Raw genomic sequence first — 26,840 nt, 5'->3', positions numbered from 1 at the left:
CTATTTTGAACTGGTGTGCAACTATAAAAAACTTCATTTATAAGGGGCTAGGGCTTTATTCCTCCTCTTACCCATTAAATTTAAAGAATTTTATATATATTCTGAATTATATGTTACCTTGAGGTTTTTTAGCAATAGCAAATTAGTCAATTTGTAAAGTATTTTCCATTATTTTGTCGATAATTCTCTCTGTTCCCACCATGATGGAATGGGTGTTTTCACTCTTAATAAAACCGCATTTGGTGAAAACTCCGCATTTTTCCCCATGTTTAAGGTCCTGATAACGGGACCAACACAAAAAATGTGCGCCCTGACGGCACACATTCTTTCTTCATCCAATCTGGTTTCCCCTTAATGAACTGCGAAACAGTTCGGAATAAAAACCCCTCTGCCGCAACAATTCTTCATGGGATCCCTTTTCAATGATCCTTCCTTCATCAAGTACAAGGATTTGGTCACTTTGCTGAATTGTATTCAATCTGTGGGCAATGACAAAACTTGTCCTTCCCTCCATCAAACGGTGTAAAGCCTCCTGGATTTTAAGCTCTGTAATCGTATCTATGCTACTTGTCGCTTCATCCAGAATCAAAAGAACGGGATCGGCTAGTATAGCCCTGGCAATCGATAATAGCTGGCGCTGTCCCTGGCTTATTCCATTGCCATCCTGATTCAGGATGGTATCATACCGATCCGGCAGTTTCATGATAAAGGAATGGGCATTGGCAAGCTTGGCTGCATCCACCACTTCTTCATCTTCGGCATCCAGCCGGCCGTAGCGGATATTTTCACGAATCGTACCTTGAAACAAAAATGAATCCTGTAAAACGAATCCCATATGCTTACGGAGGCTGGACCTCGTCACCTGTTGGATATCCTGGCCATCAATCAATATCCGGCCGCATTTAGGCTCGTAAAAACGGGCTAGAAGATTAATGATCGTAGTCTTACCTGCCCCAGTGGGACCTACAAGCGCGATGGTCTCCCCTTTTTCCGCACGGAAATCAACATCATATATCGTTTGCTCCTCATCATTATACGAAAAGGAAACACCCTTAAATTCCACCTCACCACGGACATCACAAAGTTCAGAGGCCTGTTTCTCATCCACTTCCTCTTCTTTTTCATCAAGTATGGTGAAAACCCGCTCCGCACCAGCAACAGCCGAGAGTAGTGTATTGAATTGGTTAGCGAGGTCATTGAGCGGACGGGTGAATTGCCTTGAATACTCGGTGAAAATGACAATGACCCCGATGGAAACCGTCCCTATGCCACTCAGCGCCAAAAACCCCCCGACAGCGGCTATTACCGTGAAGCTTAAGTTGTTCAGCAAATTCATCAATTTCGGAATCAACCCAGAGTATGATTGTGATAGGAAACCAGCTTTCTTTAAGTTTTCACTCCGGATGACAAAATCCCGGATCACTTTATCTTCCTGTGAAAAAGCCTTTACGATCCGTTGTCCGGAAATCGTTTCTTCTATAAACCCATTCAGTTCTCCAAGATTCTTCTGCTGTTCTTTAAACAGCTTTCCCGTCCGGTTCGTTATCCACCTCAGACCGAAGAACATAAGAGGAACGATTAATAATGTTAGAACAGTTAATAAAGGGCTCAAATACAGCATAACTCCGATTGTCCCGACCAGTGTCAGTACACTGGAAAAAATCTGGATGACAGAACTATTCAAAGTTGAACTGACATTTTCTATATCATTCGTGACCCTACTCATCAATTCCCCATGCTGACGCCGGTCAAAAAAGGGAATGGACAACTGGTGAAGCTTTTTGAACAATTGATTGCGCATCGCATAAACCGTATCCTGCGCGATTCCGATCATCCAATAATTCTGAAGCCACATGGATAGCGAATAGAATATATAGACCCCGAGAAGTCCGAAAAGAAGGCTGATCAGCCCCCCGCCATCTCTTGTGACAATATAATCATCAATGGCCATCCCAACAAGAAAAGGGCCAAGCAATCCCAAAACCGAGCTTATCAGCACCATGAAAAGGACACAAAATAGCAGGCTTTTATTCGTTGCTAAGTAGGGAATGATCCTTTTTATCGTATTCCAGGAGTTGACCGGTTTAGCCCTTGCCTTATCGGGAGATGTTCTTCGACTCAAGAGAAACCCCCTCCTCCCCAAACTGTGAGTGAACGATTTTTCGATAAAGATCGCTTGTTTTCATCAAATCCTGATGTTTCCCCAGCGCAAGCACTTGACCGCTTTCCAGCAACAATATTTTGTCCGCCTCCATGGCTGTACTGATTTTTTGTGTAATGATGAGCGTTGTGCATGTATATTCCTTTAAAGCGGCAAGCAATTTACTTTCCGTTTTCAAATCCAGCGCACTCGTACTATCATCCAGAAGGAGAATCTTTGGTCTGCGCACCAATGCCCTCGCTATCGATAATCGCTGTTTTTGCCCTCCAGACAGATTCACACCTTTTTGTCCTAACTGGGTTTCATATTGATTCGGAAGTTTCTTTACGGTCTCATGTACCTGAGCATGCATGGCCGCTGTCACGATTTCCTCCATCGAGGCATCTTCTTTCCCCCAAGCGACATTATTTTTTATGGTTCCTGAAAAAAGCAGGGCCTCTTGCGGAACATAGCCGATTCTTTTCCGCAGCGAATTCAAGGGAATATCTTTCACATCCTGGTCATCAATTCGAATGGAGCCGCTTTCAACTTCGTATAATCTTGGGATCAGCTGAAACAGTGATGTTTTCCCAGATCCCGTCGCTCCTATGATGGCAAGCGATTCTCCCGGATCGATGGAGAAGCTCAAGTTTTTCAATATCGGGGTTTCGGTTCCAGGATAGCGGAAAGATACATCCAGAAACTCGATGCCTCCCCCATTGACGGCCACACTCTTGCTTTCCGCCTTGCCTTCATCAATGTCCATCGGGGTTTCGAATATTTCCGTCACACGTTCCGCTGAAGCCTTCGCACGGGAAATGACCATGATCAGCCATGAAAAAACGGAAAGGGATGCAGCAATCCTCGTGGCATAGTTAACGATCGCCACTACCTCCCCTACCTGTATATCTCCCGTTGTTATAAATTCGCTTCCAAGCCAGAGAATGATCAGAATCGCCACATTCATGACAAGCATCAACACAGGCATCGTCGTTTCAATTAAACGAAGGGAAGTCACAGTCTTTCTTTTCAACTCTTCATTCGCATCGTCAAATCGGCCGATCTCATGCTCCTTACGAAGAAAAGCTTTGATCAAGCGCATGCCTGTCAGGTTTTCCCTCATGACGCCATTGACGTTATCGAGTTTATTCTGCACGAGCTTAAACAGCTTGGCCGCTCTTTTCATCACCCATCTAAGGAAGAAGACAAGAACCGGAATTGAAATGACCAAAACAAGGGATAGTTTCAAATCGACCGTAATTGCCATTATCACCCCGCCGATTACGATCAATGGCGCCCTTGCCATGATGCGCAAGCCCATAAAAACCGTATTTTGAAGTTGGGTCACATCATTCGTCATCCTTGTTATCAACGAGGAAGTCGGGATATTATTCAAATTCGCAAAAGAAAACGCCTGTATCTTACCAAAAAGGCTTTTCCTTACATCATGTCCAAAGCTTTGACTTACATGTGATGCCGTAAAGGAATTAACGATCCCGCCAAGGAATGAAAAAACGGAAAGTCCAACCATGACACTTCCCCATTTAATCACCACCGATAAATCTTTCTGCAAAATGCCATCATCAATTATTTTTGCTATAAATAGAGGCTGTAACAGCTCTACCCCGAGCTCGACAATCATTAAGGATAAAGCAAGAATGATCAAAAGCCAGTATGGCTTAAGAAATGAGGACAAATTTTTCATCTATGACACCCTTCGATTCTTCATATGTAGATAGCATCTTTTCATCCTCTCATTATACATTTTTATACAGATTTTTTAAAAGAGTTTAACTATAATAAAGGATTGGTAAATATGTTGAATTTTTTTATAAATACCCTTGACAAATTATACGAAATAAGCGAAAATTCTAATTGATAATGATTTTCAATTTCATTATCGATCTCTGAAATTTGATAAGCATTACGATATTCTCTTATCGTACCCTTTTGATATTGTACATAGCTACAATGTCGCCCCGGCTTCTCTGTGCCTAGTAAAATTATATGCTCATTAGCGAATGCAAGTCACTAGAATATTGCCCCCTCTTTATTCAAGTAATTTATTCACGTTGGAAGCATATTAGGCAGCCGGGGATTATTTTTTTAAACTATTAAACTTACATATATGATTAAAGGAGCAGGATGATCATGAAACTAGAAGATATCATTAAAGAGCGGCGCAGCATCAAACGATTTAAGGACATTCCTGTTCCTATTGATACCATCCAATCATTATTGGGAACTGCGACATGGGCACCGAACCATAAAATGACCCAACCATGGCGCTTCGTCGTGGTGCATGGTGATAGCCGTTTAAAACTCGCGGAAGCAACCAGTGCATTCATGGCCGGCAAAGAGAAGGACCCTGAAAAGAAAAAAAACGCCGGACAGCGAGGATATAATAAACTTATAGGTGTACCGATGTTTGTCGCGGTGATCATGGAAGAGAATCCGAATCCCATGACACGTGAAGAAGATTATGCGGCCACTAGTGCCTTGATCCAGAATTTCAGTCTGCTGGCCTGGGAACAAGGAATCGGGATGATATGGGAAACATACGGCATGATACACAGCATGGAGTTCCGTGAAGCTTTAGGCGTGAAACCAGGAGAGAAGATCGTCGGCAGCCTTCACGTCGGCTATCCCGATATGATCCCCACTCCACGTCCAAGGAAAGAGATCGATCAAATACTGACCATCTTGGACTAATATAAAAGAAAAACCACCAATCCTCAATTGGAGGGTCAGACTGTAGACAAACTCTCGATGAAAATCGAGTTTGTCTACAGTTTTTTTATGGCTTTTACAATTTGACGGTTGTAACGTAGGGCTCTCGATTTCCGCGGGCATTCCGGGAGCCCCCGGCTTACGCCTGCGGTGTCTTCCCTAGCAACCTTACACTCCAATCCACTTTGTTTTAATATAAAGATAGAACTCATTCCTACATTCTTTTATTATATAGAAGTATTAAACTTGAGGTGATAAGGCTGCTTTCTAAACATGATGCTATTCAGCAAGATCAACTCGAATTGATTATTTTAAATCAATTCGTGCCAGTGAATCATTTTGCTCGTAAACTTGATGCTGCCATGACATCTCTTTCATTTATGATTTGGTGAAAGTGATGTATTCAGAGGTTGGACGCCCCCTTTTTATCCGTTTCAAGAGCATCAACTCCATTCTCCTCCAATTGCTTTAGCCACTTGACAAATGGGCATTAAATTAAGACAGACAGCCTGATCCCTACAGCGTATCTGTTAGCTTGGAATGATTACCCCCAAACAGTCATTGTCACTATCATAAAGAACCCGATGAAAAATCCAGCGTTTTGTATAGTGACTAAAAGATTAATCACAAAAACCCCCTTCTAAAAGGAGGTCTTTGAACTATTATTCTCAAAAGAACTCGTGATATAATGCCTGAATTGCCGTCTCTTCGTTATGCCCTTTCACACCGAACATCATGCTTACCTCCGAAGAGCCTTGATTGATCATCTCAATATTCACCTTCGCTTCGGCCAAGGCTTTTGACGCTCTTGCCGTTGTACCGACATTATGGCGCATTCCTTCCCCTACAACCATGATCAAGGCAAGATCATGCTCCACATTCACTTCATCAGCATGAAGCTCTTTCTTGATTCGTGAAATGATTTTCTTCTCGGCTTCACCCTTCATCTGGTCCTGCCTTAGAATAAGCGTCACATCATCGATACCTGATGGAATATGTTCATATGAAACTCCATAATCTTCGAGGATGTGCAGCAGTTTCCGGCCAAAACCAACTTCCCTGTTCATCAAATATTTGCTAATGTAAATGCTGCAAAATCCTTTATCACTTGCAATGCCAATAACCGGCCCATTCTTATTATCCCGTGTACTTACAATGCGGGTCCCTTGTGCAGCCGGATTGTTCGTATTCTGGATATGGACAGGTATTCCCGCTCGGAATGCTGGAATCAGCGCCTCATCATGAAATACCGAGAAACCTGCATAAGAAAGTTCACGCATTTCACGATAAGTTAATTCCCGGATTCCCTTTGGATTGGAAACCACATTTGGATTCACCGCATAAACGGCATCCACGTCCGTAAAGTTCTCATACAAATCAGCTTTGACCCCATTCGCAAGAATCGAACCCGTAATATCGGAACCGCTTCTTGAGAAGGTTAAAACATCACCATCTAACGTATAACCGAAGAACCCTGGGAATATTACGATTCCAGGCTCATCACGCAGAGCATATAATCGATCATAAGATTCTGGCAGCACCTTGGTAAATCCACCTTCATCCGTTACGATCAAGCCAGCCTTTTTCGGATTTATATACTGCGCCTCTACTCCAAGGCTTTGGAAATAACCTGCGACCAGCTTTGCATTATTATCCTCGCCACTTGCCTTCAAAGTATCCAAATAGCGCTTCGGGTTAGTTTGGTCTGCATGCAACAGCGCCATTAAATTTTCGCGGATCCCAGTGACGACACTCTCGGATATATCCAGTTCTTCAGCAATGCTCGCATAGCGGGATACGACATCCTCTATCAAATGCTCTCCGTTATCCCCGCGCAGCTGCTGTTCAGCAGCTTCAATCAATAAATCCGTCACCTTTATATCATCGGAATTGCGTTTCCCTGGAGCCGAAACGACTACAATCTTCCTCTCTGGATCAGAAACAACAATTTCGAATACCTTTCTCAACTGTTCACCTGACGCAAGTGAACTTCCACCAAACTTTGCAACTTTCATCTCGACAACCCCTATTTTCGTAAATATTCTGTCAAAATTATCTCTCCCTATTATTACGCTTTTTCTCGAAACAATCAAGTGGAAATTCCATTACTGAAGGACAAATGTATTTTTAAAAAGGACAAAACAACAAGACCACTAATCGATAATAGCTAAAAAACTAAAAAAGACAACGGGCATTTGCCCATTGTCTCTCCTATTCTTTAGCGATTATCCACGGTTTCAGGATATAAGTCATGGTTCATCAAGCGGTAATCCGCCATTTCCTCATACTTCGTACCTGGTTTCCCATAATTCGTGTAAGGGTCGATGGAGATTCCGCCCCTAGGTGTAAACTTGCCCCAGACTTCAATATATTTAGGATCCATCAATTCGATTAAATCATTCATGATGATGTTCATGCAGTCTTCATGGAAATCACCGTGATTGCGGAAGCTGAATAAATAAAGTTTCAATGATTTGCTTTCCACCATTTTCACACTTGGAATATAGCTTATGTAAATGGTCGCAAAGTCCGGCTGGCCCGTTATCGGACATAAGCTAGTGAATTCCGGGCAATTGAATTTGACGAAATAATCCCGGTTCGGATGTTTGTTATCGAATGACTCAAGGATTTCAGGCGCATAGTCGAATGTATATTTTGTTCCTTGATTCCCAAGCAGTGTGATATCTTTTTTTAACTCTTCTTCTTTTCTTCCAGACATTAAAAGTCCTCCTAATCCCACGTTTCAGGGAGATTCATAAAATGGGCCTCTATATAACAAAAACCATATCTCCTCAAAGATATGGTTGATTCGCGAAAAATATCAAAGCCATAGTTTTTTTAAGAGGGTGATGCTATGAACCTCTCCCGTTTATCGGGAAATATTTTAAAATTGTCATAGTAAATATAGAAAAAAATATCTAATCTGTCAATCATACTTTTAAAATTTGGTTTGATTCCTGCATGCATTCGGCTTAAAATGTAGAAGAAGTTTATCCTACATGAAGGAAGAGATTACGTCAATGTGGATTTTTGCAGCCCTCATCACTAGTTTATGTTTTGGAATCAATAACAGCATTTTTAAATGGAGTAGCGGAAAGGGTTACTCAAAAGTACATATCCAATTCTTCTTTTATTTTTCAGCTTTTATTTTGGCCATATCTTATGGAGTATCTGTGGATGGTTTACAGTTTAACTGGCTGTCCATCATGCTTGGTGGAGCCATTGGGGTACTGAACGCTAATGGTAATATCCAGATGGCAAGCGCCTTTGAAAAAGGACCGGCAAGCTTGACATCTCCTTTAATCGCAGCGAATGCAATATTCCCCATTCTCTGTGCAGCTTTAATTTTTCACGAACATATTTCTACTTTGCAGTGGAGTGGAATCGTCTGCATGTTTCTCGCTACATTAGTCATTCAGTATACACCTAATGCTAAAGGCAACCATCAATATGTCCCATGGATGATGCACACATTATTATCCATTTTATCTTTTGGTGTGCTAGGCATTCTTATGACGACATCAACACGTCTTCATTTAAATTCCCTTGATATTCTGGTATCAATGTACGGAGGCGGAACTCTTTATCTTCTTTCGGCTCTGGCCTTTAAAAAGGAAAAAATCAAGCTAAAGGAAATCAAAATCGGTTCCTTGGTAGGCCTTTTAAGCACTATAGGCTATGGATGTTATTTCTTTGCGTTGAACACTGGCATCGCAAGCATCATCTTCCCTGTCGTCAGCCTGAACTGTTTAGTTGTCGTATTCGCAGGATGTTATTTATTCAAGGAAAAACTAAAAAACTATCAAGTTGCCGGCGTACTTGCAGCATTAATCGGCATTATCTTGACTAAAATATGAATATAGTTCATTTACAAAGACGACCTGGCTGCTACGAGTACAAGCCAGGTCGTTTTTTTATTGTGCCGGGAAATAGGGTGGTCAAAAAAAAGTGTTGACACGCTCCCTGAAATATCAGATAATTTTGAATATTAATTCTTTATGTTTTACTACTTTTGAAATGTTTGAAAAATCCTCTGTCACGGGTATTAAAGAAATAGGTACAACCACCCCATTTAATTCTGAATTAGGAAAGGAAAGATGCATAATGGTAAAAGTTACGGTAACGGTTGATTTTCAAGGAAAATCTTATCAAACTAACGTCCTTACTAAACCGGATACAGATCATGAAGTAATTTTACAACAAGCGCTTCATCAAGTTGAAAAACAATGGAAAGCATAAAAAGGCAGGCATCGCAATAGATACCTGCTTTTTTATTACCATTTAAATAATTTCATATGCACGATGAAAGAACCTCTTACAGTAATTCCCTCTCTTTTAATTGCATTTTCCAAAAGAAACTAAAATTAAGATGTCAGTTTGTGTACTAGATTTTTAATAAAATTCATTAAAAACCGGTCTCAGTCTGTAGACAAAAGGGTTCTATATTAAGTTAATTGAAACGCAGGGTACGAGACTCCTGCGTGAAAAGCGAGTCCCTGGAGTGGAAATTAACGGTTAAATTGTCTACAGTCTAAGACGGTCCTTAAAGAGACCGTCATTTTTTTATTAAACTAATTTACTTATTAATGGCACGGAACGCTCTTGGAGGCTATCTGAAAGAAGACTATAAGAAATGACTTTCTTCTTGTACTGTTTGACTACATCGACGTGGTCATTGTAAATGTATACAAATAACCTAACATCCTTTTTGCTTCTTTTAGTATCAATGACCAATGGAATCCCACTGTTCTCTGGGTGTAAAAACAATTGCTCGTTCCCTGGGAATATATGATTTTTTTTCAAAAATCTAGCGTTATTAAAATAACTAATGACTTGAATTTTTTCTATACCTTCCAAACGTTTTCCGTCAAAGGTTACGATCGCATTCTCGCCACTAATTTCTGAGTGCATTTTAAATTTGCTGATAATCCAATTAACTGCATCGGTTGGAAGGCAGGAAACCAATATTTTTAACAAACTTAAGATAATGGTCAAAATCAAGACCGGCAATGTCAATTTCATCATCTCCGCCGCGTTTATAAATGCGTATATCGCTTATTGTATCAAAAGGTCCGACAGCTTTTCTTAGAAAATGTGTACGTTCTATTAACGTTACTTCTGTAAAACATTTTTACTTGAACGCACGGCCAAACTTCGATAGGGACAATTATCCGTTTATACATATAATGTTCCGAAATGGTCATACTAAACAAAATGGGTTCATCAACATCTTAAAAGTATGAAGTGGATAAAGCCGTATATGAAATTCTACTTACTACTTTTAAATACAAAAAAACCGGGCGTCATCAAGACGCCCGGTTTTTCCGGAATGGATTATTGATATCCCCAAACCATTGTTAGCAATGTACCGAAAATTGTAACCAATGCAACGAACAATCCGTAATAAACGTTTGTGTAAATCGATGCTTTATCTTCAGACTCTCCTGCATGCATGAACATAACAAATTGAAGTGCAGCTTGCATGAAAGCTGTAACAAGTAGGATGATCACAGCCATTTTAAGTGAGAGATCAAACACAATAACTGATAGTGCGACCAAAGTCAGGACTAGCGAAAAGGCAAATCCCATAACTTGGCCCCGTGGGAATAATTCTTTCATATTACATCATTCCTTTCAGATAGACGAAACTGAAGATGAAAATCCAGACAACGTCCAAGAAATGCCAGTAAAGTGAAAAGATGAAAGCCTTGTTTGTTGTCTGTGGAGTCATACCGCGCTTTTTAATCTGCATGACGATGAAGGTTCCCCAGAATAAACCAAGTGTAACGTGAGCTCCATGCGTACCTAGTAATGTGAACAAACTAGATAAGAAAGCACTTGTTTGAATCGTTGCTCCTTCATGTACATACTCCACGAATTCATAAATTTCGACTCCTAAGAAGCCTAAACCAAGAATAAGGGTGATAATGAAGAAACCAATCGTTGCTTTCTGCCTGCCAAGTCTCATTGCATTGATTCCAAGACCTATGGTAAAACTACTAGTTAATAGAAAGATTGTTTGAAACATTAATGTAGGGACTTTAAAAAGATGTTCCCCTGTTGGACCATTTCCAGTACCATCAACTAAGACAAAATAAGTGGCGAACAGTGTAGCGAAAAGAGCTATTTCTGCTCCTAGGAAAATCCAGAACCCAAAAATCTTTAAGCGATTTTCTTCCGTGCTATATTCTAGTGGCAGCGAGTTATCTATTTTCATTACTTAGCACCTCGCAATTTATTTTCAGTTTCTTCGATCTCTTCAACAGAGATATAACGTCCGTGATCTTTTTCGAATGAACGGTGAATCATACAAGCAAAGATACCGATCGTTGCAATGATTGCAATGATCCACATGCTGAATACCAATGCAAAGCCCCAAACGAAGAAGATACAGCTCATGATAAACGGCACGCCACTGTTATTTGGCATATGAATCTTTTCTACTTTACCGCCAAATAATTTGAAGCCTTTTTTCTTTGAATCCCAGAATGCTTCTGTAGAATCAACTGTTGGTACAATTGCAAAGTTATATTCAGGGATTGGTGTATGTGTAGCCCACTCTAGAGAACGTGCATCCCATGGATCGTTCGAGATATTTCTTGATGCATAACGAGTACTCCAATAGATATTGTACACAATAAGTGCAAAACCTATTGCTAAACCAATCGCTCCAACGAAAGAGAGCATATTCAATGGACCATACCCTGTTGATTCAGAGTACGTATACATACGACGTGCCTGCCCATCTAAACCAGTGATGAACATCGGGAAGAATGTTACATTAAAGCCGATTGTAATGAACCAGAACGACCATTTTCCAATTTTTTCGCTCAACATGAAACCGAACATTTTTGGCCACCAGTACGTAAAACCGGCAAGTACGGCAAATACAGTACCAGGGATTAAAACGTAGTGGAAGTGAGCTACTAAGAACATTGTATTATGGTATTGGTAGTCAGCACTTGCCATGGCAAGCATTACCCCTGTTACCCCACCGAGAGTGAAAATCGGAATGAAGGCTAAAGAGTATAGCATTGGAACGGTAAATACGATTTTACCTTTCCAAAGTGTGAACAACCAGTTGAAGATCTTAACACCAGTCGGGACGGCAATTGCCATCGTGGTAACCGAGAAGATACCATTAACCATTGCACCGTGACCCATTGTATAGAAATGGTGAGCCCATACAACGAAAGATAGAGTAGAAATAGCTACCATGGAGATAACCATCGAATTATACCCGTACAGGTTACGACGTGCAAATGTCGAAATGATTTCACTGTAAATACCGAAAGCTGGAAGAATTACTATATAAACTTCAGGATGTCCCCAAACCCAGAACAAGTTCGCCCAAAGCATATCGCTACCGCCATTGGCCATCGTAAAGAATTGAGTTCCGAATAGACGATCCATTGTCATCAACGCAAGTGCCACTGTCAATACAGGGAAAGCGAAAACGATGATGAAGTTTGTGATCAAGATAGACCATGTGAACATTGGCATTTTCATTAAGTTCATGCCAGGTGCTCTCATTTTCAAGATGGTTACGATAAAGTTGATACCAGTCATTAATGTACCAATACCAGCGATTTGAATTGCAAGCGCGTAATAGTTCGAACCGACTGATTCACTGAAATCGTTACTTGCCAGCGGGAAGTAAGATGTCCAGCCTGCATCAGGAGAACCACCAACTACGAAAGAGATGTTAAATAGCATTGCCCCCATGAAGAATAACCAGAAGCTTACTGCGTTCAGACGTGGGAATGCTACGTCACGCGCTCCAATTTGTAATGGTGTAACAATGTTCATTAACCCAATGATAAATGGCATAGCCATGAACAGGATCATGACGACCCCGTGTGTTGTAAATACCTCATTATAATGCTGTCCATCCAAAAGACCGTTATCTGGAATAGCCGTTTGAGCACGCATCATAAGAGCATCGACGCCACCACGGAAAAGCATAAGCAGTGCTGACAAGATGTACATGATACCAATACGTTTATGGTCAACCGTTGTTAACCACTCACGCCATAAGTAACCCCATTTTTTAAAATAGGTAATTCCGGCAACAACCGCAATCATGGTTAAACCAATGGCAACCATGGATGCATAAATCGCAGGACTTGGATGAGGTACGGCAAATCGATCAAAGTAATCCATACTTTTGTGACTCCTTTCAGGAAAATATTCCTTATCTTGTAAACCTAGTTGTTTTATCGAACGAAATTAATTCTTAGTGATCATGATTCATGTTGCTGTGTTCTGAATGTTCCTCGTGTGAATCCTTAGAATCATTTCCTTCAGTATCAGAAGATCCGTGGTCATGACCAGCATTTTCCCCTTCAGGAGCTGGTGAAAACTCTAAGTGAGTTCCAGTGTAAGTGGATTGTCCCACATGACCAGGTTTTAATAATTCATTGAATTTTTCCTCAGTAATCGGTTTAGCAGTAGCTTTGATTTCATCTACCCACTTATCGTAATCTTTTGCTGACAATGCATTAACGTTGAACGTTTGCTGAGCAAAACCTGAACCACTGAAGTTTGAATTTCGACCCATATACTCACCTGGTACATCAGCTGCTAAGTGCAACGTATTAACCATGTCCGACATCGCGTATTTTTGTCCTCCAAGTTGTGGAATCCAGAAACTTGAGATTGGACCGAATGAGTAAAGTTTAAATTCAATTGGTCGGTTAGTCGGTATAAACAGATAGTTGACCGTTTCGATATCTTCTTCCGGATAACTAAAATGCCATTTCCAGTTGGAAGATGAAGCGTAAATAACTAAAGGTTCTTGATCTCCGTACCCTTTAGGTGTTGCCTCAACTTCATTTGTTGTTTTAACAGTAACAACGGATAGGAAAGCGACGATCAAAATCGGAATCGCAACCCAAATTATTTCAAGAACCTTACTTCCTTCAATATGAGGTGGTTCATAATCATCACGCTGTTTGGAAGCACGATACTTCAATATCATGAAGATATACAGTACCATAACGACAAGGACGACAAAGGCCATTGTCCATATCGAAATCATAATAACATCTGCTTGTTTTGCAGCTACTGGCCCTTTAGGGTCCAAGACCATTAATGGGTTATCGCAACCGGTTAGCACAGTGGCAATTGTAAAAAGTATAGTTAATAGAGCCCATTTTATTTTCATAGTACTACCCCTTTCTTACATAATAAAATTCCAATTGGTAATTATTCGGACAAAGTGTTACCATGTTCACAAACCCCGACATACCAATATTAATCCCAAGTGTAAAAAAAGACAATACAAAGTGACATCTGTCACATAAAGTTCAATAAAGAGCAGTAAGAAGATGGTAAATGAACAGAAATGTTCGAAAATCTTCAGCAAATGAAATATAATAATTGTTTAATAAATTACCTTTGGAAAATTCACTTATCAGTACAGGATTGCAGATAATACCGGTCACTTTCCGTTTAATATTACTCTAGTATAATGAAATAAAATCTTCACATTATATTCACCGCGTATATTGCCTCAAAACTTCTAAAGATTATGAATTATATTACCTATCCTGATAATTAGTTATCTTTCGTTAAAAAACATGATTTATAGCGGATTTTTTTCACTCGGCCATGGAACCTGGTAAATGGTAGCCGCCTTGTACACGATGTTTTTTCCATGCTTCAATGCCCTTATGAACCAACACTGGTCAATATTATATATATATAAGGAAACAACGAGTGTGAAATGAGTGTGAAATGTAATTGTGTTTTTTATCCTCGCAATACTTTTTGCCCTTTCAGTATTCCTAAACAGCCGTTTAGCATTAGTCGTGGGTGAAGTAATTCAGTGGTCAGTCAAACTTGTTACAACTAGTCAAGTTGTTTATCAATCAATATCAGCGGACTGGACAAAAACCATATTACAAAAAAGTACATTTGGTGCTTCAATCAACTCCGGATTTTGGAAACTCACTACTCAAAAATCAACGACATCCCTTTTGTATCTTCAGGGAAAAACACATAAAAAAACCACAAAAAAAGGACTTTTTAAAAGTGTCCTTTTCTCGTGGATATAGTTCAAAATGCAAAGTGAAAACTTCCTGGCGTTCAGGCAGTTTGGTTTGAATACCCAAGCACATCGTTAGTATTTCAAATACAAAGGATTACTTGAAATATTTTTTTGTACATGACGAGTGCAGTATATTGTATTGTATTAAAAAGCCAACTGGTAATCAATTCAAGCTCTCTGTGGAATGAAAGCGCATTCAATCATTCGGATCATGTTGACTCAAATTCTTTAGAAAGAAGAACAACTGGTTATGTTCAACCATGTTAGTAAATCTGATGATAGAATGCAAGTTCATTATGCTATATTCCTCGTTTTAGTTACTGAATTCTGTACTTCTTTTTGTTTGAGTGTTAGCCTTTGTTTTCATTTTTATGATTTTAGTCGTTTCCGGTACAATTCTTTTACCTTTATGTGTTTTCATTACCATTTCTTCTGTTAGGACAAAAAATATACCAACTAGAAAAATTGCAGCTGCGCTTAGTGTGATGGCGATTCCAACGGCGGTAAATATATAATCCTTATTGTAATCGCTTACAAAGAAACTTAAAGCAAAAATAATAATTCCGATTACACAACCTGTGCCTGATACCCATTTCACTGCATCTAACATCTTCTGATTAGCTTCCATAATTTCATCCCCTTTCTTTCTATTTTATGACATTTCACAAATTTGTCAAATCTTTTCTATTTTTTAACATATACACAATGAAAACCTTGACAAATAGAACGCGCCACTATTCGCTTTTAGGTATTCAAGACTATAGGGAAAATCTGTAAAACAGTGCGAATACACTATCTATTTTTCCTATATTAACCTTTTGTATACTATTAAATAGGGGTTTGGACAATTTGAACGTTGTCTTCCACTCCATGCACTCGCTTTCCCCGCAGGAGTCTCGCACCGTCCGTTCCAATCAACTTTGTTTTAACTTTTAGATAAAAACTTTTAGCCTCAATCTTTATTGTTACAAGTATGGTATATGTTGGATTACATTAAAGGGACTTAAAAAATTGTCGATGCAAGAGATGCTTACTTTCGCTGCTTTTATTTAAAAGAAGATGGCCAAATGGACATGGTAAGTTTCAAAAATAGCCTAAAATTCAAAGGGAAAATAGGGTCCGGATTTTTAATTTCCGAACCCCTTTTGTCTACAAACTTAGGCCCCTGATGAAAAATCAGGGGCCCTACCTCTTTCTATCGTTTTTGCAAGGTTAACGTTACCGTTTTCTCTTCAGTACCCCGATATACTTTAACCTTTACTTTATCGCCGATTTTCTTATCTGTATATAGGTACTTCCTTAATGCAGCAGCAGTATTTATTTTCGTTCCATCAATCTCAACTATGATATCCTGTTGCTTAAGCCCCCCATTCGCCGCAGCCGATCCTGCTTCTATACTCGTCACCATTACACCGGACTTTACGGCTTCAGGAACATTTTGAATGTAATATTGCGGCAGTTCTTCCATACTGGCCAAGCTGACTCCTAAATATGGGCGCGTGATTTTCCCATTTTCAATCAGCTCCGTAACAATCGGAATCACATCATTACTCGGTATGGCGAACCCTAAGCCTTCCACACCGTTTTCGGAAATCTTCAAGCTGTTTATGCCGATCACTTCCCCAGCAGTGTTGATCAATGCACCGCCGCTATTGCCGGGGTTGATCGCTGCATCTGTTTGAAGGACATCGAGTTCCCACTCCCCGTCCGAGGTATCGACTGAAATGGAGCGTCCGGTCGCACTGACGATCCCTTGTGTAACCGATCGTGAAAAATCAAGTCCAAGTGGGTTGCCAATTGCCAATACTTCTTCACCTGGACGCATGCTATCAGAATTACCGAATTTAATTCCCTCCGGTGCTTTCGAGGCATCAATTGTCAAAACCGCTAAATCCGTCAAAGCATCCGCGCCGACAACCGCAGCCGTTGCCTTTTGTCCATCATACAATGAAATTTCGACTTCCTTAGCTCCTTCAATAACATGATTGTTCGTAATGATATAAGCTTTCCCATCAGCTTTTTTATAAATGACCCCTGAGCCTGTGCCTCTCTCAACCGTTTCGCTCCCCGTGCTTTGCTGCTGGTACGGGTTCTGGTTTTGCATCTCCTGTAAATTCACGACCCCTACAATCGATTTGGATGCTGATTCGACCATATCTGCCCTATCATTTGAATCTGTACTTGTCGATAACTTTTCCGCCGTGACACTTTTATCCTTTTCCACACTTTCCGTTTGCTGTACACCTGCCGTTTCGGTTGACTCATTCACCGGACTTTTCCCTTGATCCATAAAATCCCCGCCAAATAGAAATACAGACGATGTAACCATAGAAGCAACCGTTCCGGAAACAAGACTGGTTACCCAAAGAGATTTACCCTTTTTCCGTTCTGCCTTGACTCTGACTTGCTCATCACCATTATAATTCTCCATCTTTACCCCTCCTAGGATTGTCCTTTACTTGGCTCCATCATAAACAGTAATTATTAAAAAATTCTTAAGAAAATAAAGAATGAGGCGACCTTTTTACAAAAATCATTAAATTTTTATCGAATCCTGTACTTTGCCGCGCCACAAAATAAAAAAGGCCTCAACAAGGGCCTTCAATCCGACCATTCAGTTTTCCTTACATGACTTCATAAACTTCTTTCGTCTTCTTATTCACGCCATACCAGCCCCAAGTGGTTTTGTGGCCACTTTTCTGACTAGGTTCATCCACCTCGAATACATGAAAAATGAAATCGCCCTTTTCGGAATCATGATCATATTCGATATGCAAATCAGGGAAATTTTCCATGTCCACATAACCCTTCACAAGCTTTTCCGCCTGAGATTTACTTAATGTACTGACCGAATCCTTGATTCCTTCACCTTTCGTTTCCGTTACCGCCTTATCTTCTACTTTAGATCCGTCCCCGGTTGCTTCCTCTACCGGTTCGTCATTCCCCTCTACAGTTTCGATTGTGGCCGAGTCTGATAACGGGTGCATTTCCACCGCCTTTGAAACCATTTGTTTTCCTTCCCGGTATTTTGCTTTATATGCGGTTGCTTTTTCAAAATCGCTTTTGGCCGAACCAAAATCCTGTTCGTCGTATTTCTTCATCCCACTTGCCAGAAAACCTGAAAGATCCATTAACTCCCTTGATTCCGGTGTTTTCCCCTCTTTATAAGCTAATTCAAATGCCTCATGGGCTTCTAAATAATTTTCCTCATTCAACTGACCTTTCCCTAAATCCATATTGGAATCATAATTCCTTGTTACGCAGCCTGAAGCAATCATCACAAAAAAAATAACCATGATTGATCTCTTCACTATGTCACTCCTCACTTTTACATAATGTTCTTTAAATCCATCTTATACCATTTGATAAGAAAACCGATACCTCTATTTCCTATCTTTTTCATTAAGGAAATGTTTACGTCCATGATTAACTTTTTACAAATAGTGGTACAGAATAGATAAACGCTTGAAAGGATGATGTGCAGAATGATGCAGGAAAAACAGACATACCATGTCGATTTGGTCAGCGGCGACGTACTCGGACAAAAACTTGAAGAGAATCCGAGCTTCACTATACACGCAACTGATGAGGAACTTGCAGAATTGAAACAATGCCTGGAGGAACACCGGACAGATGACCTGGAGGCATACGCCCGTTCACATGTGCCCTACCTTCTCTATCATCATGACCGGGCAAATGATAAATACGATGCAGCCATGAAAAGACTTTATGCCCTCATTTATAAATTAGGGGATGAAACGGCACGAAACCATATTGAAGAAATCGGCATATTGATAGATAACAAATACGAGGGAAAAGAAGAAGTGCAAAAGTTCAAATAACAAATAGGAACAGAACCTGAAATTCAAAGGTTCTGTTCTTTTATGGTCAAGTTCAATTAAAAAGTATTCCCTTCCCCTAATAAAAAGGGGAAATATTAACAAATATCGACCAAACATGGAGCATGATACTGTTAAATGTTCTTTGTTTCCTGGCCACCATTTATGGCTATAACTTAATTCATAAAATGCAAAAATTATTGTCCTGGGCGTCTCTCTGCATTTATATTGTAGCTATCCAATTGCAAGTTCCGGCAGGCAGTTGGGCAATGGAAAATTTGGATTTACCATTGTTTTTGTTGGCGGTCAGTATGGTTGCTACATGGCAATTGGCCTATGCCCCCTACGTTTCGGACTATTCTCGCTATCTACCGATAACCACACCCACTGCCCATACATTTTGGTATAGTTACGCTTGCAGCATCAATCTTGGCGGAAATCCCTTTTATAAATACATCATTCTATGTAGGACCTATAGCCAAAGCCTTTGAAGGGGCAGATATAGCTTGGATTATTGGCTTAGTTGTACCAGCTGTCTTGTATTACTTCCCAATGAGAAAAAAATTGAATATCACTGAAAATTCAATAAATAAATAGAGAAAACAGACGCTAGTGTTAAGTAAATTAATATCAAGTGTCGGATAACAGAGAACCCTAAAATGAACTGCACCCCAATCGTTAGTCACCTACTAACAATTTGAGGTGCAGTTTTTTGAGATTATACGATTAATGAAAAATTACATGCTGCATTAGATTACTCCCCCCCTGAATTTGAAAGTATGGAGCATTCCAAACATCACTGCAATTTTCAACGAATCGAGATAAAATTAAAACATAACAAAGACATTGACTAGTCGTAAGAAAGGCATGAGCCCGGTAGATTACTGGGTTCATGCCCTAAAGCCTGCATAATTAAATAAAGTGCCTAACTTTTTGTTCACATCAATGAAAGAACCTTTTTATTTAGTTTACTTATTTTTCTCCTAAAATAGCGAGTGGACTAAATACTTCATAATGAATATGGTCTTTCGATACACTCCATTTATTCAGGGCCTCATTGATTGCTTCCATAAAAGGAATAGGTCCGCAGAAATAAAAATTAGCTTCTTTTGATGGAACGATAGATTGCAGGAAGTCTAAACCCACATATCCTTCTTTATCAAAATGTCCTGAGGTTCGATCGGCTTCTGTTGGTGCACCATAGACTACATATGATTTTATATGTTGGTGTTCATTCACTATTTGTTGCAGATGATCTTTAAAAGCATGTGTTTGACTATTGCTTGTTGCATGGATAAACGTAACCTGACGGTGTGGTTCCTTTTCTATTATGGTATTTAACATGCTAAGCAAAGGTGTAATTCCAATACCCCCACTAATCAGAACAACAGGTAAACCGGTGTTATCCAGTTCGAAGTCACCTGCAGGAGCAGAAAATTGCAGCGTATCTCCAACTTGCATCTGTTTATGTAAATAGTTAGATACAATTCCAGATGGAGCACCCCATGGGCATCTTCACGTTTAACACTAATTCGGTAGTAATCCTTACCAGGTGAATCCGAAAGACTGTAATGGCGTATGTGCGTATATTTCTCGCCAGGAATTTCAGCCTTAAGTGTTAAGTATTGCCCAGCATGATAGGAGGCAATGGGTTTTCCGTCTGTAGGCTTTAGATAAAAGGAGGTTACCACATCACTTTCTTTTATCTTTTTATCGATATTGAAGCTTCGATATCCTGCCCATCCACCAGGCTGATGTTCTGTTTCCTCATAAAGGTTTTTTTCAATATCAATAAAGGCATCTGCAATATAGCCATAGGCCTTTCCCCATGCCTCTATGATTTCAGCTGTGGCTGCGTCACCCAACACATCTTTAACTGCTTGAAGCAACGTTTCACCTACAACCGGATACTGTTCAGGCTTGACTCCTATGGCACGATGTTTCTCAGTGACTCTTTTAATTACCGGTTTTATCGCTTCAAGGTTCGTAATATGTTCTCCTGCAGCATAGACAGCATATCCCAAGGCCTCTTGTTGAATTCCTCTTTTTTGGTTCGTTTGGTTAAAAAGATTATACAAATCAGGAGCTTTTGAAAATAGTAATTCATAAAATCTCTTTCCAATTGGTTTACTATGTTCCTTGAGAACTGGTGCTGTTGACTGAACGATTTCTATGGTCTTAGCATCAAGCATGTTAAAATTTCCTCCTCAAATTCCAGGGATATTTACTTTAAATAGCATTCCCACTAAATATTGGAGTAAACATGATGATATTTTGACACTGTTCACTTATCACTAACCAACCCAAACTTCTTACTAGAGGCAACTTCCGCCCATTTGGAGATTTGGAAATCCCTTAAGATAATTCAAAGACACCATACCTATTAGTACGGTGTCTTTTGTTATTTTAGTATCCTTGTTAACTTAAACTGACCCATTATATCAATAAGAACAAAGCTGCTGACAGTAGCAGAAAAAAGTGTTATAGGGTCCAATTGATAAGCAATCCTGCTTGTGCTAACCCACCACCGAAACCATATAATAAAATCTTCTCACCATGATTGAGATTTCCTTCGCTTACTCCTTGATCTAAAGCTAATGGTATTGTTGCTGAGGAAGTATTTCCATACTCCACTAAGCTATATAATGTACGCTCAATTGGAAAACCGCTTCTATCACATATTGACTCAATCATTCTTAAATTTGCACTATGCGGAACAAACCAATCCACATCATTCAAATGAAAATCAGTATTTTTCATCACAGTTTGCATTCCTTTTGGAACAGTAGTAACAGCCCATTTATAGACCTCACGTCCATTTTGAACAAGGTTACCACTATTATTCAAGTCTTCACCATTTATACGTGTCGATAGGTTTGTACTATATAAATATTTTCCGCCTTCTCCTTCTGAGTATAAATGTGACGAAATAAAACTTGGCTGTTTTTCATCATATTCTACAAGAACCGCTCCTCCACCATCTCCAAATAAAATACAGGTGGCTCGATCTTCATAGTCCATAATTTTGGATAAAGTATCAGCTCCAATAACCAGAACTTTCTTGTTTAAACCAGATGTTACTAATCCATTAGCTACATGCAGCCCATAAGTAAACCCTGCACAAGCAGCGTTTAAATCAATAGCTCCAGTATTCTTAATACCTAGCTTTGCTTGGACTAAAGAAGCTACGCTAGGAGTGTTGAAATCAGGTGTGAATGTACAGACAATAATCATATCAACATCTTCGACAGATTTATCATACCGTTCCATTAAATCCTTTACAGCTTTATAACTTATATCACTAGTAAACTCTTCTTCATGTGCAATTCTTCGCTCTTTAATACCAGTCCGTTTAACAATCCATTCATCATTGGTTTCAACCATTCTTTCTAAGTCCTTATTTGTTAACCTTTTTTCTGGAACATAAGAACCTATAGCTGTAATACGTGCTTTGGATTTGAACATAAAATAACCACCTCGTGTTATGAATTGCATCAATTTTATAACTGATATTAATACCTGGTACTAATTATAAAGTAAAAAAAATCTTATGCAACTACAGGTCACTTTAAACCCATAAGAGAAAAAGAGCTGAACGACAAAGAACGATCGCTACTGACGCTTTTCTAAGCGGGAGTCTCGCGCCTTCTGTTCCAATCAACTTTGCTTTTTTTTAGATGGCCCTTTTGTCTACAAACTCAGTTATCTAAAGAGAGATCCGGTATTACCACTTTTAATTTCCTAACCGTAACGGTTACAGTTGAAGTTTATTAATATTCTTATCTTTATCCGAATAAATAATATACCAAATATCCCAATAGATTAAATAAAGTAAATGCCAGAATCCACCCAATATGTAATCGTTTATAATGTTATTAAAAGGTAAATAAGGTCCCTGTAAAAATTTACAACTGCGGTCAATGTTTATACTCCAACAATGAGGGATCAAAAAGTCCTTCTGTACCCATTTTAGCGTAATAAAAAGAGTTCATTATTATTAAGTAAACTGATGAAGATTCGAAAACTCCATGAACCGTCCCTTCTTAAAAAGGAAAAAATCCTGTTGCATTCCAACAGGATTTTTATCAATCTTCAAAAATTTACAATTATAGGATTTCTGTAGATTAACGCGACGAAACCATTCTAGTGTTTTTGTTTGTAATAGGTTACCGCGAGCGCAAGGGCCAGCACTGTTCCTTTGACGATATCCATCGCATAATACGGAACGGACATCATGATCAAACCGTTTTGAAGGATTCCAATCAAGACTGCACCGACAAAGGTTCCAAATGCATTCGGTTTTCCCGCTCCTAAAACGGAGGAACCAATGAAGGCAGCCGCAACGGCATCCATTAAATAGGGGGACCCTGAATTGATTTCCGATGTCATGACCCTTGAAGCTAGGACAATCCCCCCCACTGCAGCTAATAGGGCTGAAAGCAGATAGGCAAGGATTTTATATTTATTGACCGATATCCCGGAAAGTCTCGCCGCTTCCTTATTTCCCCCAATAATGTACATATAACGACCATGCTTCGTATAAGTCAAAAAGATATGGGTCGCAATCACAATGACTGCCATGATCAGGATTATCCATGGTACCTGGCCAATTTTGGCGAAAAATGGGCTGATCAGACCTGTTGCGAATGTCCCGTCGGGCATGACCATATTTTGCGAAACCGTTGCCCCTTTTGTATAAGTAAGGGCAATTCCCTGGATAATGAACATGGTAGCCAATGTCATCAGCATGTCGGGAATTCTCAATTTAACGATCATGAATGAATTCAAGGCCCCTACGACAAGTGAGGCGCCGATCGCAGCTAAGATGGCGATTAATGTATCCTGCGAAAACCAGACGAACATTGATATGACGATGGCATTGGCCAATGATGCGACGGATCCTACGGAAAGGTCGAAGCCATCCACGGTCAGGGATATCGTAATGCCGATCGCAATGATGGTCACGATTGAAATGGAACGCAGGATGTTGATCAGATTATTCGTTTGAATGAAAGCCGGATTGGACACGGCAAAAATTCCAATCAGAATGATAATCGTCAATATTGTGCCGTATTTATAGAAAAAGTCGAATAGTTCTGGCCTTTTCTTCGCTTTCGCTGTCTGTGTAACAGGAATGGGTATGCTCATCCTATTTTCCTCCTGTTGAATAGAATAGTAGTTCTTCTTCATTCGTTTTGCTCGTTTCTAATTCGACGACAGTGCTCCCATCATATAACACATATGTCCGGTTGGTAATGCCGATGATTTCGGAAAGCTCGGATGATGCATAAATGACCGCTTTCCCACTCATTGCAAGCTTTGCAATCAATTCGAATATATCCTTCTTGGCTCCAACATCGACCCCTTTCGTTGGTTCATCGAATATGTATACATCCGCATCGGCCATAAGCCATTTTCCGATGGCAACTTTTTGCTGGTTACCACCTGAAAGGTTTTCGACATTCGCTTCCCCTGAAGGAGTTTTAATGCCGAGACTTGCAATCATTTCCTTCGCCTTTTCCTTTTCCGCCTTACGATCCACGAAACTGAACGTCTTGCAGAACTTGCCGAGGCTGGCTGCAGTCAAATTCGCCGAGACTGATTCCTGAACGAGGACCCCTTCTTTCCTGCGTTCCTCAGGTACAAGTGCCAGACCGCTTTTTACTGCTTCGTGCGGTGATTTCAAAGAAAGCTTACGACCATTCAGGACTACTTCCCCCGCTGTGATCGAAGTATGACCGAAAAGGGTTTTACAGAGCTCCGTTTTTCCCGCTCCGACTAACCCTGCCAAGCCGATTATCTCGCCTGCTTTAACATTCAGATTGACATTCTTGACTTTCTCGGCATCTGACAATCCGCTCACTTCCAGAATGACGTCTCCGATCGAAGCATTCACTTCTGGAAATTGGTCATCCATGGTTTTACCGAGCATATTCTCTACCACTTCGTTACGGGTCATGTCCTCCTTCTTTCGACAAGTGACACGCTCCCCATTCCTCATGATCGTAATTTCCTCACAGATTTCAAAAATCTCAGGCAGACGATGTGAAATGAAAATGATTCCCACGCCTTTTTGCTTTAATTCATTTACAATTCGAAAAAGTTCTGTCGTCTCCGTATGACTTAACGGAGCAGTTGGCTCATCGAGAATCAGGAATTTGAATTCTGTCGAAACGGCCCTTGCTATCAGGACCATCTGTTTTTCAGCCAAGGTAAGATCTCTTACCAGCTTTTTCGAAGGGACACGAATTTTCATATCTTCAAGAATATAAGAGGCTTGTTTGTGCAGCTCTTTCCATTGGACCCTCTGTTTTTTCCCCATGTTTTGGACCATATCATTCAACATTACATTTTCCCCAACCGTTAAGTAAGGGATGAGGGCTGTATCCACTTCCTGATAAACAATTTGAATGCCTTGTTCCTGAGCCGCTTTTGGCGAGCGGATATCCCGCCTCATTCCATCAATGAAAATGTCACCTGAATAATGAACATGGGCTCCCGATAAAACTTTCATTAACGTCGATTTACCTGCTCCGTTTGCACCGACCAATGCGTGGGCTGTCCCTGATTGAACGGAAAAATCAACTTCACTCAGTGCCTTCACCCCTGGAAATTCAATCGAAATCTTCTTCATTTCTAGTTGCGTGCCCATGTCCATTCCCCCTTATTGAATAAACACTCCCTTCACTGGAAAGAGAGTGTCTCTTTTTACTTTTTATAATGATCCTTCAAAACTTTCATCCAATCTTCTTCAAATTCCGTAGATTCACCCCAGCCATCGACAATACCAGACAGATTTACCATGTTTACCGCTTCTTTTGAAGCTTGGACTTGCTTTTGTGAAATAAGTGAAGCCTCTAAGTCATAGGTTTGCGGAGTATCTTCGCCCGCTAATTTTTTAGCCAATATCCTCATATTCACTGCACCGATCAGCTTGGGATCGACCGCTGCCGTGTAGGACCATGAGCTATCGGCCGATTGGATTTCCTGGAGATCTGCATTAGATACATCAATACCATATATCTTCACTTCATCGCGGCCCGCTTCTTTAATCGCCCGGGCTGCACCGATGGCAAAGGCATCCCATGTTGCGAAAATGGCATCCAATTTACCTTTAGGGTATTTATTCAACATTGCGGCTACAGCATTTTGTGTCTGAACCGAAGTATCAGCAGATGCCACCCCGAATCTTTCGACTTCTTTAATCCCAGGATTTTCTTTTAGTTTTTCCTGATAGACTGCATTTCTTCTTACCATTGGCGGGAAACCATCCACCCAAAGATAGGCAATTGCCGCTTCACCTTTCTGCTCTTTTAACAGTTTATCAAAAGCCAGTGTTGCCAACGCTTCATCATCCTGTGAGGTTAATGTCACGCCATCAATTTTAGATAGTTCGCTTATTGAATCGAACGTGACAACGCTTTTACCTGCATCAACCAACTTCTGAACGTCATTCACAGTTGCTGCATCATCACCATGGGAAATGATATACCCGTCGTAATCTTCCTCCAAAGCCTGCGCTATCGCATCATGAAATTTAGCCGTATCACCATTGGCTGTATATGTATCCACTTGAAATCCCAGTGCTTCTCCTTCTTCCTTCGCCCCCGCCAGGTATTGGGCCGTATGATCATCACCGCCAATTTTACGGATCACTTTGATCTTGGCTCCATCCCCATCTGCAAATCTTTCCGGTACATTTTCAAATGATACTTTTTCTTCTTTCTTCGATTCTGTGGAACTCTGCCCAGTGGAGCACCCCGTTAAAAGCAAAGCCGAAGCGATGGCTGAAATGAATATTCCTTTAATAGACCTTCTCATCTTGTTTTCCCTCCATATTTTCAATTTAGTCTTATCAGTTTAGTTGGTGTAAATCCCAAAATAAAAACCTCTCTAATATAGAGAGGTTTAATCAGCTGTTTTGCAGACTTGTCCCTCTCTTATCTGTCAAAACATTTCTGTTTTGCAGGATTTAGCACCAATTCCTAATGGAACGGTTGCTGGGCATCTTAGGGCCAGTCCCTCCGCCACTCTTGATAAGAGATATATTGTGTTACGTTTTCGTAATTATCACTTTATA

The 26,840-nt window shown here is 40.2% G+C and carries 21 protein-coding genes, 2 pseudogenes and 2 riboswitches; of the genes and pseudogenes, 5 read left to right on the top strand and 18 right to left on the bottom strand.

Features of this window, described 5'->3' with window-relative positions; genetic code table 11:
* Nucleotides 1-168: 168 nt before the first annotated feature.
* From N0M92_RS15170 to N0M92_RS15160, 3 genes are read right to left on the bottom strand one after another with little or no spacing between them, the layout of a single operon-like run.
* On the bottom strand, nt 169-339 hold the full coding sequence (locus tag N0M92_RS15170) for a hypothetical protein (RefSeq protein WP_260286531.1): 171 nt from the start codon (nt 337-339) through the stop codon (nt 169-171).
* Entirely contained in the window at nt 332-2,122 is a 1,791-nt protein-coding gene (locus N0M92_RS15165; RefSeq protein WP_260286530.1) for an ABC transporter ATP-binding protein, read from the bottom strand. Before N0M92_RS15165 ends, N0M92_RS15170 begins: the two co-directional genes overlap by 8 nt.
* Nucleotides 2,097-3,845: an ABC transporter ATP-binding protein gene (locus N0M92_RS15160; RefSeq protein ID WP_260286529.1), complete on the bottom strand. Its 1,749-nt coding sequence runs from the start codon at nt 3,843-3,845 to the stop codon at nt 2,097-2,099. The genes N0M92_RS15165 and N0M92_RS15160 overlap by 26 nt, the downstream gene beginning before the upstream one ends.
* Nucleotides 3,846-4,291: 446 nt before the next feature.
* On the opposite strand from N0M92_RS15160, the gene N0M92_RS15155 reads away from it, so the two are divergent.
* The gene (locus tag N0M92_RS15155; RefSeq protein WP_260286528.1) at nt 4,292-4,852 is read left to right on the top strand and encodes a nitroreductase family protein; all 561 of its coding nucleotides are present in this window, start codon (nt 4,292-4,294) and stop codon (nt 4,850-4,852) included.
* A gap of 686 nt (nt 4,853-5,538) precedes the next feature.
* Here the strand turns inward: N0M92_RS15155 and N0M92_RS15150 are convergent.
* Nucleotides 5,539-6,885 (bottom strand): aspartate kinase, encoded by a 1,347-nt coding sequence (locus N0M92_RS15150; RefSeq protein WP_260286527.1) that lies wholly within the window; start codon nt 6,883-6,885, stop codon nt 5,539-5,541.
* A 203-nt stretch (nt 6,886-7,088) separates the two neighbouring features.
* A complete protein-coding gene (gene queF / locus N0M92_RS15145; RefSeq protein WP_061461394.1) occupies nt 7,089-7,589 on the bottom strand; it encodes a preQ(1) synthase in 501 nt (166 codons plus the stop codon).
* A 104-nt stretch (nt 7,590-7,693) separates the two neighbouring features.
* A riboswitch (PreQ1 riboswitch) is annotated at nt 7,694-7,739 on the bottom strand.
* Nucleotides 7,740-7,869: 130 nt separating this feature from the next.
* On the opposite strand from queF, the gene N0M92_RS15140 reads away from it, so the two are divergent.
* The gene (locus tag N0M92_RS15140) at nt 7,870-8,727 is read left to right on the top strand and encodes a DMT family transporter (protein WP_260286526.1); all 858 of its coding nucleotides are present in this window, start codon (nt 7,870-7,872) and stop codon (nt 8,725-8,727) included.
* A gap of 91 nt (nt 8,728-8,818) precedes the next feature.
* Nucleotides 8,819-9,109, top strand: a complete 291-nt coding sequence (locus tag N0M92_RS15135) for a BA3454 family stress response protein (RefSeq protein ID WP_260286525.1) — start codon at nt 8,819-8,821, stop codon at nt 9,107-9,109.
* Between the two features lie 327 nt (nt 9,110-9,436).
* Here the strand turns inward: N0M92_RS15135 and N0M92_RS15130 are convergent, their stop codons facing one another.
* From N0M92_RS15130 to N0M92_RS15095, 8 genes are all read right to left on the bottom strand, one after another.
* Nucleotides 9,437-9,892, bottom strand: coding sequence for a YfmQ family protein (locus N0M92_RS15130; RefSeq protein WP_397443859.1), 456 nt, complete (start codon nt 9,890-9,892; stop codon nt 9,437-9,439).
* Nucleotides 9,893-10,204: 312 nt separating this feature from the next.
* On the bottom strand, nt 10,205-10,489 hold the full coding sequence (qoxD, locus tag N0M92_RS15125; protein WP_076370787.1) for a cytochrome aa3 quinol oxidase subunit IV: 285 nt from the start codon (nt 10,487-10,489) through the stop codon (nt 10,205-10,207).
* Between the two features lies 1 nt (nt 10,490).
* Nucleotides 10,491-11,087, bottom strand: coding sequence for a cytochrome aa3 quinol oxidase subunit III (gene qoxC, locus N0M92_RS15120; RefSeq protein WP_141992696.1), 597 nt, complete (start codon nt 11,085-11,087; stop codon nt 10,491-10,493).
* Nucleotides 11,087-13,033, bottom strand: a complete 1,947-nt coding sequence (qoxB, locus tag N0M92_RS15115) for a cytochrome aa3 quinol oxidase subunit I (protein ID WP_260286523.1) — start codon at nt 13,031-13,033, stop codon at nt 11,087-11,089. The genes qoxC and qoxB overlap by 1 nt, the downstream gene beginning before the upstream one ends.
* Before the next feature lie 73 nt (nt 13,034-13,106).
* Entirely contained in the window at nt 13,107-14,036 is a 930-nt protein-coding gene (gene qoxA / locus N0M92_RS15110) for a cytochrome aa3 quinol oxidase subunit II (RefSeq protein ID WP_260286522.1), read from the bottom strand.
* 1,198 nt (nt 14,037-15,234) lie between these two features.
* A complete protein-coding gene (locus N0M92_RS15105) occupies nt 15,235-15,549 on the bottom strand; it encodes a hypothetical protein (RefSeq protein WP_260286521.1) in 315 nt (104 codons plus the stop codon).
* Nucleotides 15,550-16,116: 567 nt separating this feature from the next.
* Nucleotides 16,117-17,352 carry a S1C family serine protease gene (locus N0M92_RS15100; protein WP_260286520.1) on the bottom strand — a complete coding sequence of 412 codons (1,236 nt, stop codon included), beginning with the start codon at nt 17,350-17,352 and terminating at the stop codon, nt 16,117-16,119.
* 193 nt (nt 17,353-17,545) lie between these two features.
* Nucleotides 17,546-18,232 (bottom strand): hypothetical protein, encoded by a 687-nt coding sequence (locus N0M92_RS15095; protein ID WP_260286519.1) that lies wholly within the window; start codon nt 18,230-18,232, stop codon nt 17,546-17,548.
* A 174-nt stretch (nt 18,233-18,406) separates the two neighbouring features.
* Between N0M92_RS15095 and N0M92_RS15090 the strand changes: the two genes are divergently transcribed.
* Entirely contained in the window at nt 18,407-18,763 is a 357-nt protein-coding gene (locus N0M92_RS15090) for a hydrolase (protein ID WP_260286518.1), read from the top strand.
* A 104-nt stretch (nt 18,764-18,867) separates the two neighbouring features.
* A pseudogene (locus tag N0M92_RS29460) lies at nt 18,868-19,176 on the top strand (cytosine permease); the annotation flags it as partial.
* 556 nt (nt 19,177-19,732) lie between these two features.
* Here the strand turns inward: N0M92_RS29460 and hmpA are convergent.
* From hmpA to N0M92_RS15060, 5 genes and pseudogenes are all read right to left on the bottom strand, one after another.
* Nucleotides 19,733-20,952 (bottom strand): annotated as a pseudogene (gene hmpA / locus N0M92_RS15080) (NO-inducible flavohemoprotein).
* Between the two features lie 289 nt (nt 20,953-21,241).
* Complete coding sequence (locus N0M92_RS15075; protein ID WP_260286517.1) at nt 21,242-22,225, bottom strand: ketoacyl-ACP synthase III; 984 nt, start codon at nt 22,223-22,225, stop codon at nt 21,242-21,244.
* A gap of 678 nt (nt 22,226-22,903) precedes the next feature.
* Nucleotides 22,904-23,908, bottom strand: a complete 1,005-nt coding sequence (locus N0M92_RS15070) for an ABC transporter permease (protein WP_192207704.1) — start codon at nt 23,906-23,908, stop codon at nt 22,904-22,906.
* Between the two features lies 1 nt (nt 23,909).
* Nucleotides 23,910-25,412, bottom strand: a complete 1,503-nt coding sequence (locus tag N0M92_RS15065) for a sugar ABC transporter ATP-binding protein (RefSeq protein ID WP_260286516.1) — start codon at nt 25,410-25,412, stop codon at nt 23,910-23,912.
* A gap of 56 nt (nt 25,413-25,468) precedes the next feature.
* Complete coding sequence (locus N0M92_RS15060; RefSeq protein ID WP_260286515.1) at nt 25,469-26,581, bottom strand: sugar ABC transporter substrate-binding protein; 1,113 nt, start codon at nt 26,579-26,581, stop codon at nt 25,469-25,471.
* A gap of 116 nt (nt 26,582-26,697) precedes the next feature.
* Nucleotides 26,698-26,803, bottom strand: a riboswitch (SAM riboswitch).
* Nucleotides 26,804-26,840 lie beyond the last annotated feature (37 nt).

Origin of the sequence: Peribacillus aracenensis, from assembly GCF_025175645.1 — a bacterium.
In the GTDB taxonomy this organism is placed as follows: Bacteria; Bacillota; Bacilli; order Bacillales; family DSM-1321; genus Peribacillus; species Peribacillus aracenensis.
The sequence above is the reverse complement of the archived record's forward strand: the minus strand, read 5'-3'. Positions and strand labels throughout refer to the sequence as shown.

Coding starts and splice junctions, on each gene's coding strand:
- N0M92_RS15060 (WP_260286515.1), bottom strand. CDS start 26,581: ATGAGAAGGTCTATTAAAGGAATATTCATTTCAGCCATCGCTTCGGCT.
- qoxD (WP_076370787.1), bottom strand. CDS start 10,489: ATGAAAGAATTATTCCCACGGGGCCAAGTTATGGGATTTGCCTTTTCG.
- N0M92_RS15155 (WP_260286528.1), top strand. CDS start 4,292: ATGAAACTAGAAGATATCATTAAAGAGCGGCGCAGCATCAAACGATTT.
- N0M92_RS15090 (WP_260286518.1), top strand. CDS start 18,407: ATGATGCAGGAAAAACAGACATACCATGTCGATTTGGTCAGCGGCGAC.
- N0M92_RS15065 (WP_260286516.1), bottom strand. CDS start 25,412: ATGGGCACGCAACTAGAAATGAAGAAGATTTCGATTGAATTTCCAGGG.
- N0M92_RS15150 (WP_260286527.1), bottom strand. CDS start 6,885: ATGAAAGTTGCAAAGTTTGGTGGAAGTTCACTTGCGTCAGGTGAACAG.
- qoxB (WP_260286523.1), bottom strand. CDS start 13,033: ATGGATTACTTTGATCGATTTGCCGTACCTCATCCAAGTCCTGCGATT.
- N0M92_RS15160 (WP_260286529.1), bottom strand. CDS start 3,845: ATGAAAAATTTGTCCTCATTTCTTAAGCCATACTGGCTTTTGATCATT.
- N0M92_RS15105 (WP_260286521.1), bottom strand. CDS start 15,549: ATGGAAGCTAATCAGAAGATGTTAGATGCAGTGAAATGGGTATCAGGC.
- N0M92_RS15140 (WP_260286526.1), top strand. CDS start 7,870: ATGAAGGAAGAGATTACGTCAATGTGGATTTTTGCAGCCCTCATCACT.
- N0M92_RS15070 (WP_192207704.1), bottom strand. CDS start 23,908: ATGAGCATACCCATTCCTGTTACACAGACAGCGAAAGCGAAGAAAAGG.
- N0M92_RS15075 (WP_260286517.1), bottom strand. CDS start 22,225: ATGTTCAAATCCAAAGCACGTATTACAGCTATAGGTTCTTATGTTCCA.
- N0M92_RS15130 (WP_397443859.1), bottom strand. CDS start 9,892: ATGAAATTGACATTGCCGGTCTTGATTTTGACCATTATCTTAAGTTTG.
- qoxC (WP_141992696.1), bottom strand. CDS start 11,087: ATGAAAATAGATAACTCGCTGCCACTAGAATATAGCACGGAAGAAAAT.
- N0M92_RS15100 (WP_260286520.1), bottom strand. CDS start 17,352: ATGGAGAATTATAATGGTGATGAGCAAGTCAGAGTCAAGGCAGAACGG.
- qoxA (WP_260286522.1), bottom strand. CDS start 14,036: ATGAAAATAAAATGGGCTCTATTAACTATACTTTTTACAATTGCCACT.
- queF (WP_061461394.1), bottom strand. CDS start 7,589: ATGTCTGGAAGAAAAGAAGAAGAGTTAAAAAAAGATATCACACTGCTT.